Origin of the sequence: Chryseobacterium sp. ERMR1:04 (assembly GCF_001297705.1) — a bacterium.
In the GTDB taxonomy this organism is placed as follows: Bacteria; Bacteroidota; Bacteroidia; order Flavobacteriales; family Weeksellaceae; genus Chryseobacterium.
Genome location: NZ_LIRF01000006.1, coordinates 231,212 through 249,566, shown reverse-complemented (window position 1 = coordinate 249,566; position 18,355 = coordinate 231,212). Strand labels below are relative to the sequence as shown.

Below are 18,355 nucleotides of genomic sequence, written 5' to 3'. Positions count from 1 at the left end.
TTTAAATTTATGTTTGCATTAAATGCTGTGAAATTTTAATATTCAACATACATTATTAAAGTTTTGTTAAATCTTCATAGGTTTCCGGCCTTCTGTCCCGATAAAATTGCCATTTAGAACGTACCTGATCTATCATATCCAAATCAAATTCTGCAATTAAAAGTTCGTCTTTATCTTCGGAAGCACAGGCGAAAATTTCTCCAAGAGGATTAACGAAATAGGAAGTTCCATAAAACTCTCCAAGATTCCATGGCTTTTCTATCCCCACCCGATTAATACATCCCATAAAATATCCATTCGCCACGGCATGAGCCGGCTGTTCCAGTTTCCATAAATATTGAGATTGTCCGACTGTAGTCGCAGATGGATTATATACGATTTCAGCCCCATTAACTCCCAAAGCTCTGGCTCCTTCCGGAAAATGCCTGTCGTAACAGATATAAATACCTACTTTTGCATATCGGGTCTGAAAAACCGGATACCCCATATTTCCAGGCTTAAAAAAGTATTTTTCCCAAAATCCCCCTGTCTGTGGAATATGATTTTTACGGTATTTTCCTAGATATTTTCCGTCTGCATCTATTACAGCAGCGGTATTATATAAAATCCCTGCTCCATCTTTCTCATAAATAGGGACGATGATTACCATTTGATATTTTTTAGCATATTCCGACATAAGATCCGTAGTCGGACCAGGAACTGTTTCCGCAGATTCATACCATTTGGAATCCTGACCAGGGCAGAAATACGGCGTATTGAATATTTCCTGAAAACAAAGGATCTGTACACCTTGTTTTCCAGCTTCATCAATATAAGGAAGATGTTTTTCCAGCATTGCCTGTTTGATTTCATCAATATTCCCCTCTCCTTCTGTTTTGGCGAGAGACATTTGTATCAATCCAGATTTTATGATTCGAGACATGTATTCAATTTTAAATTATTAATTGATTTAGATTTTATCTGTAACCTTATTTCGTTTTATGAATTGTCCATAGCCTTTTTCTACAAGACATTCATTGTTATTAATCACCACTTTTCCACGAAGAAGGACGGTCATTACTTTTCCTGTGACTTCCCAACCTTCATAGCCGCTATAATCTACATTCATGTGGTGTGTTTTTGTAGAAAGTGTATGCTTTTTATTAGGATCAAAAATCACCAAATCTGCATCAGAACCCACTGAAATAGTTCCTTTCTTAGGAAACATTCCGAAAATTTTCGCAGGATTTGTACAGGCGACTTCCACAAATCTATTCAATGTAATCCTTCCTTTATCCACCCCTTCGGAATAAAGAAGCTCCATCCGATTTTCAACAGCAGGATGCCCATTCGGGATTTTAGAAAAATCGTCTTTTCCCATTAATTTTTGCTCCCACATAAACGGACAATGGTCTGTTGCCACCACATTTACCAATCCTTGGTTAATTCCGGCCCACAGTGTTTCCTGATCTTTCTTTTCACGCAAAGGCGGTGACATAACCCATTTTGCGCCTTCAAAATCCTTTTCGTAAAGTGAAGCATCCAAAATAAGATACTGAATACAGGTTTCAACAAAAACATGCTGGTTTCTTTTGGTTGCATTTCTAACGGCTTTCAAAGCACCTTCACAAGTGAGATGAACGATATAACCGGGGCAACCTGTAAAATTGGTCATATCTACAAATCGTTCGCTTGCTTCTGCTTCCGTTACTTCCGGCTGTGAAAGGTAATGGTAAATTGGAGCCCTGTTTCCCTTGCTTCTGTTTTTCTGAACGAGATAATTGATCATATCCCCATTGGTTGCATGAACATTGATCATCCCGCCATGTTTTTTCACTTCTTCCATCAATCCCACCATTTGATGGTCATCGATCATCAATGCTCCTTTGTAAGCCATAAAAGTTTTGAAAGAGGTAATTCCCTCCTCTTCAATCATTTCACGGATCTCAGGTTTTGTATTTTCATTAAAATCAGTAACAGCCATGTGAAAACTGTAATCTCCAACTGCATTTCCATTGCTTCTTCCTTTCCATTCTTCTAAAGCAGAACGGAGAGATTTTCCCTGAACCTGTAGAATAAAATCAATCACCACCGTTGTTCCGCCGAAAAGCGCAGCACGGGTTCCCGTTTCGTAAGTATCGCTGGAAAATGTTCCCATAAAAGGCATCTCCAGATGGACATGAGGGTCTATTCCGCCAGGGAAAATCAGTTTTCCGGAAGCATCAATGATTTCATCTGCCTGAAAATTTAAATTTCTTCCGATCGCAGAAATGGTTTCGTTTTCGATAAAAATATCTCCTACAAAATTTTCCGAAGCTGTAACGATATTTCCGTTTTTAATTAAAATGCTCATATCTGATAATTGTGAATGTTGAATTATAAATTAACTTGGTTTTCTGTTTTTCATTATGATGTAATACACAATAGCACTGATAAAAAATCCTACAAACCAACCATAATGATAAAGATTGGTAAGCCATTCCGGAACGGAAGTTTTGGGAATCACTTTTATTGTTACTAGAAAACCAGGGATGTTTGGCAGAATCCCAAGAATTAATGAAACAATTGCTTTAGCATTAAAACCATTTTTATAGGAATAACTTTTATTTTCGTTATATAAATCTTCCAAAATCAGTTCTTTTTTTCTGATCAAGAAATAATCACAAATCATGATTCCACCGATCGGTCCCAGCAGACCTGAATATCCGACCAGCCAAGTGAAAATATAACCGGACGGATCGGCAATCAGTTTCCAAGGGCAGATTAAAAACCCTATAATTCCTGTTATATAACCTCCTGTCCTGAAGCTTATTTTTTTCGGATTAAGATTGGCAAAATCGTTTGCAGGGCTTACAATGTTAGCGGCAATGTTAGTTGCTAATGTAGAAATTGCAATGGCAAGCATTGCCAATGTAACAATAATCTTATTTTCAAATTTTCCAGCAAGAATTACCGGATCCCAAATGGTAGTTCCGTAAATAATGGTAGTCGCCGATGTTACTACAACCCCAATAAAGGAGAAAACAGCCATTGATGGTGGTAAGCCAATCATTTGCCCTTTTATCTGTTCATTTGCGATTTAGCATATCCGTAATAATGGTAGTCGCCGATGTTACTACAACCCCAATAAAGGAGAAAACAGCCATTGATGGTGGTAAGCCAATCATTTGCCCTTTTATCTGTTCATTTTGCGATTTAGCATATCTCGTAAAATCCGGAATATTGAGCGATAATGTAGCCCAAAATCCTACCATTCCTGTAAGAGCCGGAAAAAAGAATTTCCAGAATTCTGGAGATGATTGGAATTTTGAGGGTTGATTAAGAATTTCACCTAATCCTTTTGTAGAATAAATAGCCCAAAACAATAATGCAAACGCAGCAGCCGGTAAAAATATGGCTTTGAAAACCAAAAGCTTCCTGATACTTTCTACCCCAAAATATACTACAACCATATTAAGAAGCAGAAAAATTACAAAGCAAAGCATTTCTGGAAATGGTGGGAAAAATCCTGTAATTAACGGTTCCGGAAGTGAAGGAATCCAGACTCTCAATATCTGATAAAGAGAAACACCGCCAATCCAAGCTTGAATCCCAAACCAGCCACAGGCTACAATAGCCCGTAATAAAGCAGGAATATTCGCTCCTGATGTTCCAAAACTTGCTCTTGCCAAAACCGGAAACGGAATCCCGTATTTTGTTCCTGCATGCCCATTCAGAATCATTGGAATCAGCACAATCAGGTTTCCCAAAAAAATGGTAAGAACAGATTGCCACCAGTTCATTCCTCCTTCTATTAAAGAACTTGCAAGCATATATGTCGGAATACACATTGACATACTGATCCACAATGAAGCAAAATTCCAAGTTCCCCATGTTCTTTTCTGTTGAGGAACTGGAGCAAGATCTTCATTATAAAGGGAGGAGGTTTCCAGATTTAACTTTTCATCCATATTTTATTTTTTAACTTGTTTTAAAAAATTATCATCTATGATCATTCGTTTTATTCCATTCTTTTCTTCACTTGTAAGCTCTCCGTGTAAAAAGTACAATATGTCCTTTCTAAGATCATTGATAGGCTAATACTTTTTAGAATATCCAAGAATCCTCACTCTTATACCATCATATTGTCTGGTTTACCAATAAGCCTTGTCTATTTCTCCGGACATTCTACTTTTAGGCGCTTCTGACCAGTCAATGGTTTCAAAATCTATTCTCAGATTAAATAACTGCTTGATCTGCAATCTTCAATGCTTCGGAAATGATCGCTAAACCTTCTTGCACTTCTTCTTTTGTAATCGTGAGTGGCGGTGCAATGAAAATGTATCCCCATCTTACAAATGTGTACATTCCAAGTTCTTTTATTTTTGCTGCCACCTGATTCATGACTACCATTTCTTCAGGTTTCGCATTGAAAGGAGCCATCGGTTCCTTGGTTTTTCTATTTTTCACCAATTCAAGGCAACCTAATAATCCTGTATTCCGGAATTCTCCGATCGAAGGATGGATAGCTTTCATTTCTTCGATTTTTTCTTCTATATATTTTCCCATTTCTGAAGCACGTTCAATCAGATGATCTTCTTCATAAATTTTCAAAACTTCCAAAGCAGCGGAACAGCAAACTGAGTGAGCTGAATACGTTAAACCTAATGGTAAAACAGTATCATCGTATTTTTGCGCAATTTTTTCGGAAACCATCACACATCCCAAAGGAAGATATCCACAGGTAAGACCTTTTGCCATGCAGATCATATCGGGAATAATATCATGATTCTGAAAACCAAACCATTTTCCCGTCCTTCCGAAACCAGACATTACTTCATCCATAATCAATAAAATCCCATATTTGTCACAAATTTTTCGTACTTCTTTGAGATAACCTTTTGGGTATTGTAAACAACCGGAAGTTCCTGATTCGCCTTCTAAAAGGATGGCTGCAATATTATTAGGACCTTCATATTCGATCTGCCTTTCCAAAGCAGCAATAGAATCTTTCAAAAGATTTTCTTCACCGTATTCATAACGATAGGCAACCGGAAGGTCAAAATGAATAAAATTTGGCGCCTGCTGAGAATCTACCGGAAATTTTCTAGGATCTCCTCCTGCAGAAATAGCTCCGATCGTTGCACTGTGATAGGATTGATATCTCGTGAAAATTTTGTGACGTCCTGTATAAAGCCTTGCTAATTTAACAGCATTTTCAATAGCACTTGCACCGCAAAGTGTGAAGAAAGCACGATTTAAATCTCCAGGACATATCTCTGCTAATTTTTTTCCCAAATCTCCACGAACCTTAGAAACACAAGCGGGAGAAATGAAGGCAACCTGCTGCATTTGCTTTACCACCGCATCTGTAACACGCTGATTACCGTAGCCGATATTGGAATTCATCAGACCGGAAGAAAAATCGATAATTTTCTGCCCGTTAAAATCATATAAATAAACTCCTTCTGCGCGTTCTATCGCAAATGGTTCAATCCCTTTCTGTTTAGACCACGACATAATTGTATGATTGAGGGCATTATCTATTACTTCCTGCCTGTTGATTTTATTTCCTAATGTTTCTGACATCTTTATTTAAAAATTTATGTTATTATTTATAAAAGATTTTTATAGTGAATTTATGGTCAATATTTAAGACTCTCTCTATTTTTTGTTTGAAATATACTCGGAAATAAGGGCTAAAGTATGGGGTTAAAAAAACAGCTTCTTTTCAAACAATTTTCAAATTCATTTTTTTAATTGTAATGATTTTTCAAATTCCAACTTATTCACTTCGGTCATATATTTTAAAATTTTAACTCATCCAGTTAATTCCTGCCTCCGGGCTCCATTTGGTAGTCATTTTTTTCAATTTAGTCCAAAATTCAATAGAACTTTTACCGGTAATATCTCCTACTCCGAATCTTGATTCATTCCAGCCACCAAAAGAAAAAGGTTCTCTTGGAACAGGAACTCCTATATTTACTCCAATCATTCCTGCGGAAGCGTGCTCCATGACATATCTTGCCAAACCTCCGCTTTGTGTGAATACAGAAGCTGCATTTCCGTAAGGGTTTGCATTTTCAATTTTGATCGCATCATGTAACGTTCTACTTCTTATAATGGAAACTACCGGACCGAAGATTTCTTCTTTTGCAACAGACATTTCCTGTGTTACAAAATCAATAATGGTAAGACCAACGTAATATCCGTTTTCTTTTCCTTCTACTTTACAATTTCTTCCATCCAGAAGGATTCTTGCTCCATCTTTTTCAGCCTGATCAATGTATCCTTCAATTCTTTCTTTAGCAGCCTTGGAAATTACTGAGCCCAGATTTTTCCCAGGGATCACTTTTTTGGCTTCTTCTACCATTTTTTCGATGATATGATCAGTTTGTCCTACTGCAACCATTGTGGAAGCAGCCATACAGCGCTGACCTGCACACCCGGACATGGAAGCTGTAACATTCGATGCCGTCATTTCAGGGTTTGCATCAGGTAAAACCAACAAGTGGTTTTTTGCTCCACCTAAAGCCAAACATCTTTTGAGGTTGGCGGTAGCTCTCTGATAAACAATTTTTGCCACTTTTGTAGAACCTACGAAAGAAACCGCTTCGATATCGGGGTGATCGCAAATGGCTTCTACAATTTCTTTTTCACCGTGAATAATATTGAGAACTCCATCAGGAAGTCCTGCTTTTTTTAGAAGCTCAGCAATCTTCATAGCACTGAGAGGAACGAGTTCCGAAGTTTTAAGGATCATACAATTTCCTAAAGTAATTGCATTGGGAATTGTCCAATTCGGAACCATTGACGGAAAATTAAACGGGACAATGGAAGCAACAACTCCCAAGGCAACTTTTTCAGTTCTGCATTCCACACCACGGCTTACTTCCATAATTTCTCCTTGTATAAGCTGCGAAAGCGAGGTTGCAAATTCAGTAAGCTCTATACTTTTTTCGACTTCAGCTTTGGCTTCATCAAAAGTTTTCCCGTTTTCTTCCTGAACCAGTTCGGCAAGTTGTTGCATATTTTCCTCAAGTAAAGTTTTATATCGAAAGAAAATCTGAACCCTCTCTTTTATCGGGGTTTTTGACCAAACTTCGAAAGCTGATTTTGCTGCAGCGACTGCTTTATCCAAATCTTCTTTTGAGGAAACTGCGACTTCCGCAATTATTTCTCCTGTGAGTGGAGATTCTACATTCAACCATCTGTCAGTAACCGTAGCCACAGGACTTCCGTTAATATAATTATTAACTTTTCAATATTTAACCATATTCTTTAATAATTTTGTAATAATTTTTAACGATAAGCAAATTATCAATAATATTAGTCTTATCCAAATTTATCTCTTTATTTATAATTATTCTAAAAAAATTAGAACAACCAAATCAAATATCCATTACCAAATGAGAAATTATTATTGTATATATTATCCGTTCATAATTATTTCTTAAATGTAGAAGGCCCTCGTATTGTTGGTTGTTGTTCGCATCTATTGTTGGATTTTCATTAACGGCTATCTACACTTATTTCAGCAATATGCCGCTATTATTAGAATATGCACATGTTTGCCAAAAAGAAAGAGGGGGTCACTCAATGGGCTCTTGATGCTCCCCAATGATGCTTCTTTGAGCAGAGGGTTTTTAGTTAAAAAGTGCTCGAAAATGATCATATCATTGTCACAAAGCCTCTCAAGAAATTGTGAGTTTTTTTATTTTTTTATTTAAAAAAGTATCCTATCTTTGCATTCACAAAAAACAAGGTAATATACACTGTTTTTAGATGACCTAATCGGGGCGTAGCGTAGTCCGGTCATCGCGCCTGGTTTGGGACCAGGAGGTCGCAGGTTCGAATCCTGCCGCCCCGACTGTTTTAATAGTTTTATCAAAATTATTCAATGGGTGCGTAGCTCAGCTGGATAGAGCATCTGCCTTCTAAGCAGACGGTCTCAGGTTCGAATCCTGACGCGCTCACTTAAAAAAACCTCATAACGTAAGTTGTGAGGTTTTTTGTTTATGTGTTATTGTTATATTCTTTACTTACATATATTATGGATCAAGGACAAAACTTGGGGGACGATTAAATTTATATCCATAAAGTTTGTCATCCCCGCAGGGATCTAAGCATAGTATTAGAAAACAAGACTAAAAAAATTCTTTATTTTCTCTTTAACGCTATCGATCGCTAAGGCTTTGCATCTCATTACAACTATTTTCGGTTGCAATGGCGTTCCACTCAGCAAATGACAACAATACTTACCTCAGCTTAACTATTATACTTTGAAGACAGAGCCCACAAAGTTTTTTTGACAACCAGTTGGTCTAAGCTTCACAAAGCCGTTCCACTTATAAAAGACAACAAAAAATTTATCTATTTTCTCCCCAAGTTTTGAGATTGAGCCTATATTATGCACAGGATAAATTGTTGGAGATGTTTACTTGGGGTTAGATGAATTGTTTTACAAAAAATTCAAGAAAATAATTTCCTGGATTTTAATTTTATATTAACCGTATGTTCACTCCAACAAAAGAAAACACAAAAACACTCTAATAATCAATACATTATTGATTAATAAATTCTCTGGAAAATTTCCTGATTTTATCATTCTCATCATTTTCCAATTCTTTACAGAGCAGTATAAGTCTGTATTCATCATTATCTTCCGTGTAAAATCTACATAAGGCATCAAAAGATCTTTCTCTTTGGTAAACAATTTTACTTTTTTTTAGAATATCATTTAGCTTATCTATAATTTCTTCTAGTAAGTTTCTATCTTTAATATTAACTGCATTTGCAAAATGACAACCAAAATCGACCATTTTTTGATTATCAGAATTTAGTAATATTAAAATATCATTTAGATCTCGTCTAAATCCAAATTGGAAGTAAAGATTATCCAAAAGTATATCTATATGATGCCTATTATTATAACTTAAAATTTTTGAAATTTCAAAAATAATATCTGGTTGTGACTTATTTTTATTTCTTTCAATAAATTCTTTTGCACCATCTCTAATATCATTAACTGGATGTTTTATCATCTCTTCACATAGCAAAATATATCCATTCTCATCATCATTTTCACAATACATCCCGTATAAAGCATGATAAGCTCTAACCATATTATTACTACTTGTATCATTCTTAAGGATATCATAGAGTTTATCCATTATTGCTTGATGAGCCTTTTTATCTTTAATAACTGTTTCATTCACAATACTACAACCAAAATACCTTATTTGCTCATCCTCAGAATTTAATAGTGTTAAAATATCATTGGGATCTCTCCCTTCCCTGAACTGATCATAAAGGCTATTTAAAAGGACTCCCGAATGATTTGAATTTGTATAGCTAAGAATTTCTAAAATTTCATTAATTATCATTGTTCATTATTATTTTTCTCTTCTTATTACTTCATTTTATAATTTTTGCAAAAATAAAAAGCAAAGAAACAATTATAATATCATTGAAAGAATTACTAAAGCATGTCTTGAAATATTCTAATGCAATTTTGCATTTACTTTTGCATTCTAGTTCATCATCTTTTCCATTATTCCATCGAAAAAAATCTGAAAAATTCTCGTTAAAATCATATCCAACAAATATTATCAATAAATTATGAAAATACAAAGTAATACAATTAAAAAATGAATTATTCCTATACTGATACGAACATATCGGCTATACTCTCATTACATTACAAACTTAAAGCTATGATTATCATTCCAATAATTGATCGTATTATTTCCAGAGGACAAATTCATCTTTTCAAGGTATCATAAAATGATACAATTTTAATTTTTAGTATTGAAACATGAATGATATATAACTATCTAATTGTTGTATTCATAAATTGTGATGTATATTCACTGAAGGATTATTTTACATTTGCAAAAGAAAATTCATATTTCTCTTGCCATAAAATATCATAAGAAAAAATGAGAAAAATATTAATAATTGTACTTTCTTTAATACTTACAAATTGTATTGCACAGAAAAAAGAAACCGCCTTCAAAAAGTACAATAAAATTAAAATACCCAATATAAACAATATTAGAATCCCTCAATTATCTGAATTAGTTGATATGAAAAATGATATTATTGAAATAAGTATAAATAATATTCATTACCGTAAGCCAAATGACTCCATAAAGGAAGACATTGCAATGAATGTAAAAAGAATAGGAAAATATTCTATGTCCCTTCCTCAAAACAACTTAGAAGATCTAGAAATAAGCTTACAAAAAGATCCATATTACATTGAAAAATATACGTTTAAGAATGACAAGCTTATAAAAATTGTAACGAAATTAGATGACAAGAACCTTGTTCCAAGAGAGAACAAATATTTTGAATCTGGATATTTTGAACAAGCCATACATACAGTCATTGATTTTTATCCTACCAAAAAAATTCATATCGTAAGACAATATAACTCCAACTCGAACGGAAGTTTTCCTGCAGGAGACTGGTATATTTATGATGAAACAGGCAAAATATTAAAACATATAAATCATGAGAAAATTTATAGAATGTCTTATTATCAAATAGCCCAAATTGCGGATAAATATAATTATCCTTCAACAAAAATAAGAAGAGTTTTTGATGATAAAAATTCATATTGGGAAATCATTTTAGAGGGTTATCAAGATCTGCCTTATGAAAAGAAAATAGTTTTCATTAATGATAAGACCCAAGAAATAGTTTACGAAATAGATCAACAGAATCTTAGCTCTTTTAAAGGATTAAATCATCTATTAAAGTTCCAAGAGAATTTATATGACCAATTTAATTAAAATCCAAATTACAGAAAATCAAATCCATAAATCATTGAAATATTTTGCAAAAACATCTAATCCTTTTTGGATTTTTTCTTTCCTTTCATCTATTCGTATATTCTCAAAATTCTCTGGGTAACAATAATATTCAAAAGGAAAAATCATTTCTTCGAGCCTTTCACTCCAAAACTTATACATTAAATCCACAGTCCTCTTTTTATCTTCAAAACAGCTTTCATCTTTGAATTTAGGCAAACTTGGCATCTCCTTTTTATCTAATTTATCTTTAAAAGCTTTGAGCATTGGATAAATACTTTCGGATAAAGTATATTTTAAATCGTACAGTTCCTCTTTTCTCATTATCAAATTTTTAATGAATCATTTTATAGTATTAATAATACATTTTGAATTGGCTTGAGCTTTTTAAAATATTTATTTCAATTCTATCGATTTATCTTAATTGTTTTAAAAATCCGCAAAAATATCTCCTTATTTTCTTCACTTAAATCATTACTAATAATTGCTAATTTATTTTCATAAGTGTTTACACTATCAAAGTAAATTCCAATTAATCCTTTATTAGATTTCTTTGGAAGCATTATTTGAGCAATATTTTTATTAATAGTATCATAATAGTAATAATTATCATTAAAAATACCATTTCTGTAGTCTCTATCCATATTTTCAGAAAAATATGCCTTCAATTCTCTATTTTTAAATTTTTCAAATAACTCCTTTTCCTCAGTAATAAAATACGTAGTCTCTTCAAAAGCGTTATAATCTCCATAATAAATATAACCAATAATCTTATTTTCTACTGTAATACTATAGACCACTGAGTCTTCACTATTTTCTTTTTTAACAATAAATGACTTAGGAGACTCAAAAGACACATTTTCAATCGTATTCTTTTTGAATCCCCTCTTTTCATTACAAGAAAATAGAACCATAGCACTTACTAAGTGTACGAAATATTTATACATCTTTTTAAAGAGGGCTTTCTTCATTAATTTTTCATTAATTTCATAAAATATTTGTATCCAAATTTCAAATAATATAATTTATTTGCATCAGAATTCATTAAAAAACACTCGCTACAATACTCGTTAAATTTAACTGCATATTTTAATTTAGAACCATCATAGAGTAATAAAATATGATTATAACCAGCAGGACACCTTGGTTCAGGCATATATTCTTCATATTTTTTCATTTAATGAATATGATGCGCAGGATAAATTTTTGGGGATACTTACTCGGGGTTAGATGAATTTTTTTATACTTACTAGGCACGAGCAAGATGCTTGCGCCATTATGAGTTCCCAAGAATCTAGTTTCTTAGAATATATTCAAATCTATTATCAAATTTTTTAATATTCTGTATGAACATGTTTCCAAACTCTAATCCTTTTTCATTCATACTATAACAACCAAAACCTATATCATCATGTGAATAAATAACAACATTATACATAGGTATTATAAAGAATAGGTATCCACTGTTACTGCTCATAATGTCTGATTCCATCATAATAGATGCCAAATCAATAATTGTCTGAAAACTGGCATTATGAAAAATTCTAAAAGATGAAGTCAACTCATTTAACTTATGATCTGAGTCTAGTAATGTCTTATCATTATATAAATGCTCATCATAAAGATAAATCTTTTCCGCAATAGGAAGTATATATCCTGTTGTTGATAACAAATACTCTATCGTATTCTTTTTCCTTTTTATTCTTTTTGCAGAAATAAAAAGTGAAGAAACAATTATAATATCATTGGAAGAATTACTAAAGCATGTCTTGAAATATTCTAATGCAATTTTGCATTTACTTTTGTATTCTAATTCATCATCTTTTCCATTATTCCATCGAAAAAAACCTAAAAAATTTTCGTTAGTAATATCCCCAATATTTTCGTTAAAATCATATCCAATAATTCTGGAAAGAATTTGATAGATTTCAACCTTTTTTAAATCCTTTTTCCTATTATTTACCATCTTTTTTTTTAATATTTATCCTTCCTTCTCCAAATGGATATTTTCTCGACTTAACAGATATACCTTTTCTAAGTCCTACTTCTCCATTTACTAGGTGTACGAAATATTTATACATCTTTTTAAAGAGGGCTTTCTTCATTAATTTTTTATTAATTTCATAAAATCTTCATATCCAAATTTCAAATAATATAATTTATTTGCATCAGAATTCATTAAAAAACACTCGCTACAATACTCGTTAAATTTAACTACATATTTTAATTTAGAACCATCATAGAGTAATAAAACATGATTGTAACCAGCAGGACACCTTGGTTCAGGCATATATTCTTCATATTTTTCTTTAAAAAGAATAGCATCTAATTTCAGACTTGATTTAAAAGCTCCTTTGAAACTATAATTTAATTTTTCTATTTCAGAATAAAGATTACTATCCGATAAATGACTTTTGTAAATCATATTATTAGCCGCATCATCATCCCATGGCTTTCCATTATATTCATACAATTTAATCACGTTATAACTGTAAGGACTTGAGTATTGACTTTTCTGGCAGGAAGACATTATTAGAATGAACAACAATATAATATATTTCATTTTATACTATTTACGAAATATTTCAACTATTTTTTTAAACACCCAATATAAGAAAGTAGATACCAAAGAGCTACCCAATATTATTGCCCACCAATAAGGCAACACCCATAAAACAAAATATTTCACAGAATTAATAAGGTAATATATTCCATTTTCAGAATGATAGACATCTTGAAAAGCACTATCTGTAAGCCCAAATACATAAGCAGTTATTGACAAAACGATAATACTTGTAATAAATATTCTGAAGATATTGCTTTTCATATTATTTTTGCTGAAATATTTGACTAGAATCCCGAAGTCCATAATAGATCATTTAAGGTAAATTGATCAACTATAAAATCATCAGGATAATTCTTAAAACCTTTCTTCTTTTTTAGAGTATCAACAATCTCGTTAACCTTATTTTCATCTAAAAATACTCCAATTATTCTCTCATCATCTAAAAAATTGTGAATGGTGTACGTGTGACTTATTTGAAAAACATATTCTAAATTCAACTCTTTTATTGATTTACTACCTTTAGCTATAACATCTTCTTCATCCAAATAATCTCGCCCGATTTCTCCTATGACAGTGTTAAATCCATTTTCCCAATGAATTTTGTTTAATTGACATTTTTTAATAACCAATCCATCTGGATAATCTGAAAATCCAGGGAAAGTTAAAGTATTTTCTTTTGCTTGTTCCAACTTCTCCAAATCGTCAAAGTATCCTAAAAACTTACAATCTGTATGAGTCTCATCCATATAGATATGCTCAAGTCCGTATACAAAATAATCCATAATATTAGTGTTATCTAAAACAAAAACCACCGTAAATACACAGTGGTTTTCAAATTTAGCATTTAAATATTTTACTTCAACTTATAAGAACTTCCGTCCCAGAGATACGTTTTAGAAGATCGTTTTTTCTTTTCTCTGTCTTTATCATCTCTTTCCATTTCTTCCGTTTTAAGAATGAAAGCATTGGGAATTCCGCCTTTATCATTTGGAAAAATAAATACTTCGGTATGATAATAAATATCTGCATCACCAACATTCATTAATTGTGGAAGGGCTATCAATTTTTTATCTTTAAAAAGAATATATTGGTCATAAGAAGCAATCCCGCATGCTTCGCCGGAAACCATTGCTTTTAATGTTAATTCAACATTCTCCAGCTTATGATTGCTTTCTATGGTGAATGTTCCATAGCTTAAGCTTTCACCCGATCCGGTATCAAAGGAAACCTCATCAATTAAGGCATTTCCTTCCAAGACTTTTACGGCAGCGATATTTTGGTTATTGATGATATTCGGATACTGTTTATCTTTTTTATTAACTGTTTTCGTTAAGCCAAAAAGAAAATCGTAGCCATTTTTATTTCTATAGCCTACACAAAGATTTCCTCCCCAAATATAACCTTCTGAGGTTTTATCATCTTTTTGATAAGACACTTTATACCAATTTGATCTTCGTTCTCCAAGTTTTAAAATGTTCTCATCCTGTTTAATGATCAAAACCTGTTGATTGGTGGGCAAAGAATCCAAAATTTGAGCATCGACTTTTGGTGACTGCCTTACTCTTGTCCAATCTGTGAAAATTTTCTGGGGTTTATTTTCTTCAAAATGAAAAATCCCGTTGGCATAAGTCATTTCCTCTTCTTGCGCAGAAAAAATCTGAATGATTAATAAAAATAAAACGGATAATAAAGATTTCATATTACTATTTTGGAACATTTTATTTCTCAAGTAATAAACTTACCCACTCTTCTCTTTGAAGTTTCTTTTTCAATTCAAGTCCGTTTTCTTTACAAACTTCTAAAATATCATCTACATCAAAGAAACACAATCCTGAAAGCAATAGTTTTCCGCCTTCATTCAGTACAGAAACATAGGTTGGAATGTCAGAAATTAGAATATTACGGTTGATATTCGCTAAAATAATATCGTAGTTTTCTTTTCCTAAATTATCTGCAGTCCCTTGTTCGATATCTAATTCAACGCCGTTTCTTACTGAGTTTTCTTTTGAATTTTCTACTGACCATTCATCAATATCAATTGCTTTTGTATCCCCTGCACCTTGTTGCTTTGCATAAATAGCCAACACCGAAGTTCCACAACCCATATCCAGCACTTTTTTACCATTAAAATCAATATCCATCATCTGTTGGATCATCAAATGCGTTGTTGGATGATGGCCTGTTCCAAATGACATTTTAGGCTGAATGATAATTTCATGCATTCCCGGAACAGATTCGTGGAATTCTGCTCTGATTAATACTTTATCATCAATATTTATTGGAGAGAAATTCTTTTCCCATTCTTCGTTCCAGTTGATATTTGGCATTTCCTTGAAAGAGTATTCAATTTTCACGTCTTCGTTTTGGAAAAGCGGTAATGCTGTAAGCTCTTCTTCCTTAAATAAATCTTTCTGAATATATCCTAAAATACCTTCCAACTCTTCTGTGAAACTGTCAAAACCTATTTCAATAAGTTCTGCCATTAATATATCACTCCAAGGCTGAAGCGGAGAAATCTTGAAATCGAATTCTAAATAATTTTGCATGTGAATAATTTGTTGCAAAAATAAAGAATTAACATCACAATTTTATGAGTTAGTAGTAGAGATATCACATTGAGCGAAGTCGAAATATTTTTTTTATACAAAGAGCGCAAGTTTTTTTGAATTGCTTTATGTTTTTAAGTTTGCAAAGGTATTTCACTTGGTAAAGAATACCAATCTTTTAACAGCCTTTTGTCATTCTGACGAAGGAAGAATCTATCTTAATAAGCTTCTCACTCTCAATTTTTTCAGTTCAGAATAACAAACTTTGCATTCAATTTTGTTTAATCTTTGAGATTGCTTCGTCGCTTCGCTCCTCGCAATGACCATAAAAAAAAGTGGACTAAAGCCCACTCCTATTGATGTTTTAAAATTTTAAATCTATTACGGATTTGTAGAGAAAATAGAACCGTTAGCAATTAATGCTCTTCTGTTCATTTTCAAAATATCTCTTACCCATTCTGCGAAATCTTCCGGTTGAAGAACAGTATCCGGGTTTCCGTCTGTTAATCCACCTTGGATAGACATATCGGATGCAATTGTACTTGGCGTTAATGTAATCACACGAATGTTTTGTTTTCTCCATTCCGCCATCATAGACTGAGATAAAGAAACCACCGCTGCTTTAGAAGCTGCATACGCAGACATGTTCGGTCCGCCTTTTAATCCTGCTGTTGATGCTACATTCACGATATCTCCCTCTCCTTTTGCTTTCATGAAAGGATGAACTGCTTTCGCTGCATAATACACTCCGAAAAGATTGGTTTTAATTACCTGCTCCCAAGTTTCAGAAGGCATTTCTTCTATAGAACCGAAGTCTCCGATTCCTGCATTATTAATTAAAATATCTACTCCGCCCAATTGTTCTGCTAAAGATTCAATTCCTGCTTTTACATGAATTTCGTTATCAACAGAGAAAACTGCATATCCTGCGTTGACCCCAAGATTCTTGATCTCTTCCCCAGTCATTTTAAGATTTTCCTCATTTCTTCCTGTAATACCAATATTCACCCCTTCATTTGCTAATGCTAAAGCAACTGCTTTACCAAGACCTCTTCCTCCACCTGTCACGATGGCATTTTTTCCTTTTATATTCATAATTCGTCGTATTTTTTTCGTCCTGCAAATTTACAAAACCATATTCTTACAACTCTCATTGAAGGTAGATTTAATTAAAATATATCATTTGTAATATCTATAAGAATGTAAGTTTGTTTAAACCAATTTTAAATTTAACCGCAAAAGAAACAAAAGATTAACACTTTAGTATTTTTAGTTAATTATTAAACCGCTAATAAGGGCACATAAGTTTTAAAAATCTTTGATTTTTATTCTTTTGAGTCGCTTTTGCTTTCTAACAATTAAACAATGTTTAAGAATCTGCGAATAGCTTTTGTACCTTTTGTGGTTAAATAAATGAGCCCCAGGGTATTCAATGTAAGAGATTCTATTTTTAGTTTTATGAAAAACCATCCGTTTTTCATACTTTTCCTCTTTTGACCCCGAGGCAAGCCTCAAGGTATTTCTCTTCGAATAAAAACTTTAAACAAGTTTGATATAATAAATAAACAAAAAAAACCTGCCTCATAAAAAGAGACAGGCTGAATGCAAGATAAGTTATACTGTTTTGATAATTTTTTATTTCTTTTTTAATTGATCAGGAATATTTGTGGTGATAAAACCAATTCCCTGAGCTTTTAATTTATCATATACTGCAACATCATTTACCGTCCAAGCATTTGTGATTAAGCCTAATGCTTTTGCTTCCGAGATCCACGTTGGGTTTTTATCGAAAATACTGTAATGATAATCAAGACCGTCCAAACCTTCTTTTTTGATTTGTTCAGGGGATAATTCTCCATTCAGATATTGAACGATGAATTTAGGCTCTGCTTTTTTAATCTCTTTGCAGATATTTAAACTGAAAGAAATAAATTCACTTTGAGACTCCAACTTCATATCTTTAATCATCTTGATTGTTTTTGCCGTCAATTCATCTTCTTTTTCCTTTGTCTTATCAGGCTTGATCTCAACAATTAATTTTAATGATTTATCTTTCTTTCCCTGTTTTAAATAATCTTTCAACGTGGGAAAGTTTTCACCGTTTGATAATTTAAATTTTTCTAAATCTTTGAAGTTTGTTTCAGAGATTTCCAATTTATTATGGTGCTCGTCATGGTTAACAACCAAAACACCATCTTTCGTCATTCTCACATCAAACTCAGATCCATAAATTTTTAGATTCTGAGCATTTTCTAATGATTTAATTGAATTTTCCGTTGTCGGAGGTTGCGTCTGCCAATAACCTCTGTGCGCGATAATCTGGGTTTGTGCCTTCATTACTAATGTGCTTAAAACTGCTAACCCTAAGATAAAATTTTTCATAATATAATTAGATAATTAATATATAAGTTGTGAAACTCTCTGATAAAGGTAATATTAAATTTAAAAATGAATGGCCAATAGTAAAT

The 18,355-nt window shown here is 32.7% G+C and carries 19 protein-coding genes and 2 tRNA genes; 3 read left to right on the top strand and 18 right to left on the bottom strand.

Translation table 11 applies throughout. The features are described from left to right. Window positions 1–55: 55 nt before the first annotated feature. The 6 genes from AMQ68_RS14385 to AMQ68_RS14360 all read right to left on the bottom strand — a co-directional run bounded on the left by AMQ68_RS14385 (window position 56) and on the right by AMQ68_RS14360 (window position 7,204). Window positions 56–922, bottom strand: a complete 867-nt coding sequence (locus AMQ68_RS14385; RefSeq protein ID WP_185113402.1) for a nitrilase-related carbon-nitrogen hydrolase — start codon at window positions 920–922, stop codon at window positions 56–58. A gap of 27 nt (window positions 923–949) precedes the next feature. Further along, window positions 950–2,332, bottom strand: coding sequence for a dihydropyrimidinase (gene hydA, locus AMQ68_RS14380; protein ID WP_054511326.1), 1,383 nt, complete (start codon window positions 2,330–2,332; stop codon window positions 950–952). Between the two features lie 30 nt (window positions 2,333–2,362). Beyond that, window positions 2,363–3,031 carry a cytosine permease gene (locus AMQ68_RS25835; RefSeq protein ID WP_082384099.1) on the bottom strand — a complete coding sequence of 223 codons (669 nt, stop codon included), beginning with the start codon at window positions 3,029–3,031 and terminating at the stop codon, window positions 2,363–2,365. A gap of 16 nt (window positions 3,032–3,047) precedes the next feature. After that, window positions 3,048–3,929: a cytosine permease gene (locus AMQ68_RS25830; RefSeq protein WP_082384097.1), complete on the bottom strand. Its 882-nt coding sequence runs from the start codon at window positions 3,927–3,929 to the stop codon at window positions 3,048–3,050. Between the two features lie 268 nt (window positions 3,930–4,197). Next, on the bottom strand, window positions 4,198–5,547 hold the full coding sequence (locus tag AMQ68_RS14365) for an aminotransferase class III-fold pyridoxal phosphate-dependent enzyme (protein ID WP_054511325.1): 1,350 nt from the start codon (window positions 5,545–5,547) through the stop codon (window positions 4,198–4,200). Window positions 5,548–5,773: 226 nt separating this feature from the next. Next, complete coding sequence (locus AMQ68_RS14360) at window positions 5,774–7,204, bottom strand: CoA-acylating methylmalonate-semialdehyde dehydrogenase (RefSeq protein WP_054511324.1); 1,431 nt, start codon at window positions 7,202–7,204, stop codon at window positions 5,774–5,776. A 549-nt stretch (window positions 7,205–7,753) separates the two neighbouring features. On the opposite strand from AMQ68_RS14360, the gene AMQ68_RS14355 reads away from it, so the two are divergent. Next, window positions 7,754–7,828 (top strand) — tRNA-Pro (locus AMQ68_RS14355). A 32-nt stretch (window positions 7,829–7,860) separates the two neighbouring features. Next, a tRNA-Arg gene (locus AMQ68_RS14350) sits at window positions 7,861–7,934 on the top strand. A 588-nt stretch (window positions 7,935–8,522) separates the two neighbouring features. Here the strand turns inward: AMQ68_RS14350 and AMQ68_RS14345 are convergent. Next, window positions 8,523–9,344 carry a hypothetical protein gene (locus tag AMQ68_RS14345; protein ID WP_054511323.1) on the bottom strand — a complete coding sequence of 274 codons (822 nt, stop codon included), beginning with the start codon at window positions 9,342–9,344 and terminating at the stop codon, window positions 8,523–8,525. A gap of 555 nt (window positions 9,345–9,899) precedes the next feature. On the opposite strand from AMQ68_RS14345, the gene AMQ68_RS14335 reads away from it, so the two are divergent. Further along, the gene (locus AMQ68_RS14335; RefSeq protein ID WP_054511321.1) at window positions 9,900–10,757 is read left to right on the top strand and encodes a hypothetical protein; all 858 of its coding nucleotides are present in this window, start codon (window positions 9,900–9,902) and stop codon (window positions 10,755–10,757) included. An 18-nt stretch (window positions 10,758–10,775) separates the two neighbouring features. Here the strand turns inward: AMQ68_RS14335 and AMQ68_RS14330 are convergent, their stop codons facing one another. The 11 genes from AMQ68_RS14330 to AMQ68_RS14280 all read right to left on the bottom strand — a co-directional run bounded on the left by AMQ68_RS14330 (window position 10,776) and on the right by AMQ68_RS14280 (window position 18,269). Then, window positions 10,776–11,099 (bottom strand): hypothetical protein, encoded by a 324-nt coding sequence (locus tag AMQ68_RS14330; RefSeq protein ID WP_054511320.1) that lies wholly within the window; start codon window positions 11,097–11,099, stop codon window positions 10,776–10,778. An 83-nt stretch (window positions 11,100–11,182) separates the two neighbouring features. Further along, window positions 11,183–11,746, bottom strand: coding sequence for a hypothetical protein (locus AMQ68_RS14325; protein ID WP_054511319.1), 564 nt, complete (start codon window positions 11,744–11,746; stop codon window positions 11,183–11,185). Next, window positions 11,746–11,952 carry a hypothetical protein gene (locus AMQ68_RS14320; protein WP_054511318.1) on the bottom strand — a complete coding sequence of 69 codons (207 nt, stop codon included), beginning with the start codon at window positions 11,950–11,952 and terminating at the stop codon, window positions 11,746–11,748. The genes AMQ68_RS14325 and AMQ68_RS14320 overlap by 1 nt, the downstream gene beginning before the upstream one ends. A 117-nt stretch (window positions 11,953–12,069) precedes the next feature. Further along, window positions 12,070–12,741, bottom strand: a complete 672-nt coding sequence (locus AMQ68_RS14315; protein WP_054511317.1) for a hypothetical protein — start codon at window positions 12,739–12,741, stop codon at window positions 12,070–12,072. After that, window positions 12,731–12,880 (bottom strand): hypothetical protein, encoded by a 150-nt coding sequence (locus tag AMQ68_RS25345; RefSeq protein ID WP_160317991.1) that lies wholly within the window; start codon window positions 12,878–12,880, stop codon window positions 12,731–12,733. Before AMQ68_RS25345 ends, AMQ68_RS14315 begins: the two co-directional genes overlap by 11 nt. Further along, complete coding sequence (locus AMQ68_RS14310) at window positions 12,880–13,338, bottom strand: hypothetical protein (RefSeq protein ID WP_123905713.1); 459 nt, start codon at window positions 13,336–13,338, stop codon at window positions 12,880–12,882. The genes AMQ68_RS25345 and AMQ68_RS14310 overlap by 1 nt, the downstream gene beginning before the upstream one ends. A 287-nt stretch (window positions 13,339–13,625) precedes the next feature. Continuing rightward, on the bottom strand, window positions 13,626–14,123 hold the full coding sequence (locus AMQ68_RS14300; protein ID WP_054511315.1) for a hypothetical protein: 498 nt from the start codon (window positions 14,121–14,123) through the stop codon (window positions 13,626–13,628). 71 nt (window positions 14,124–14,194) lie between these two features. Next, window positions 14,195–15,040, bottom strand: a complete 846-nt coding sequence (locus AMQ68_RS14295) for an SH3 domain-containing protein (protein ID WP_054511407.1) — start codon at window positions 15,038–15,040, stop codon at window positions 14,195–14,197. A 19-nt stretch (window positions 15,041–15,059) separates the two neighbouring features. Next, complete coding sequence (gene prmA, locus AMQ68_RS14290) at window positions 15,060–15,887, bottom strand: 50S ribosomal protein L11 methyltransferase (RefSeq protein WP_054511314.1); 828 nt, start codon at window positions 15,885–15,887, stop codon at window positions 15,060–15,062. A gap of 381 nt (window positions 15,888–16,268) precedes the next feature. After that, complete coding sequence (locus AMQ68_RS14285) at window positions 16,269–16,982, bottom strand: 3-ketoacyl-ACP reductase (RefSeq protein WP_054511313.1); 714 nt, start codon at window positions 16,980–16,982, stop codon at window positions 16,269–16,271. A 540-nt stretch (window positions 16,983–17,522) separates the two neighbouring features. Beyond that, window positions 17,523–18,269, bottom strand: coding sequence for a glycerophosphodiester phosphodiesterase family protein (locus AMQ68_RS14280; protein WP_054511312.1), 747 nt, complete (start codon window positions 18,267–18,269; stop codon window positions 17,523–17,525). Window positions 18,270–18,355 lie beyond the last annotated feature (86 nt).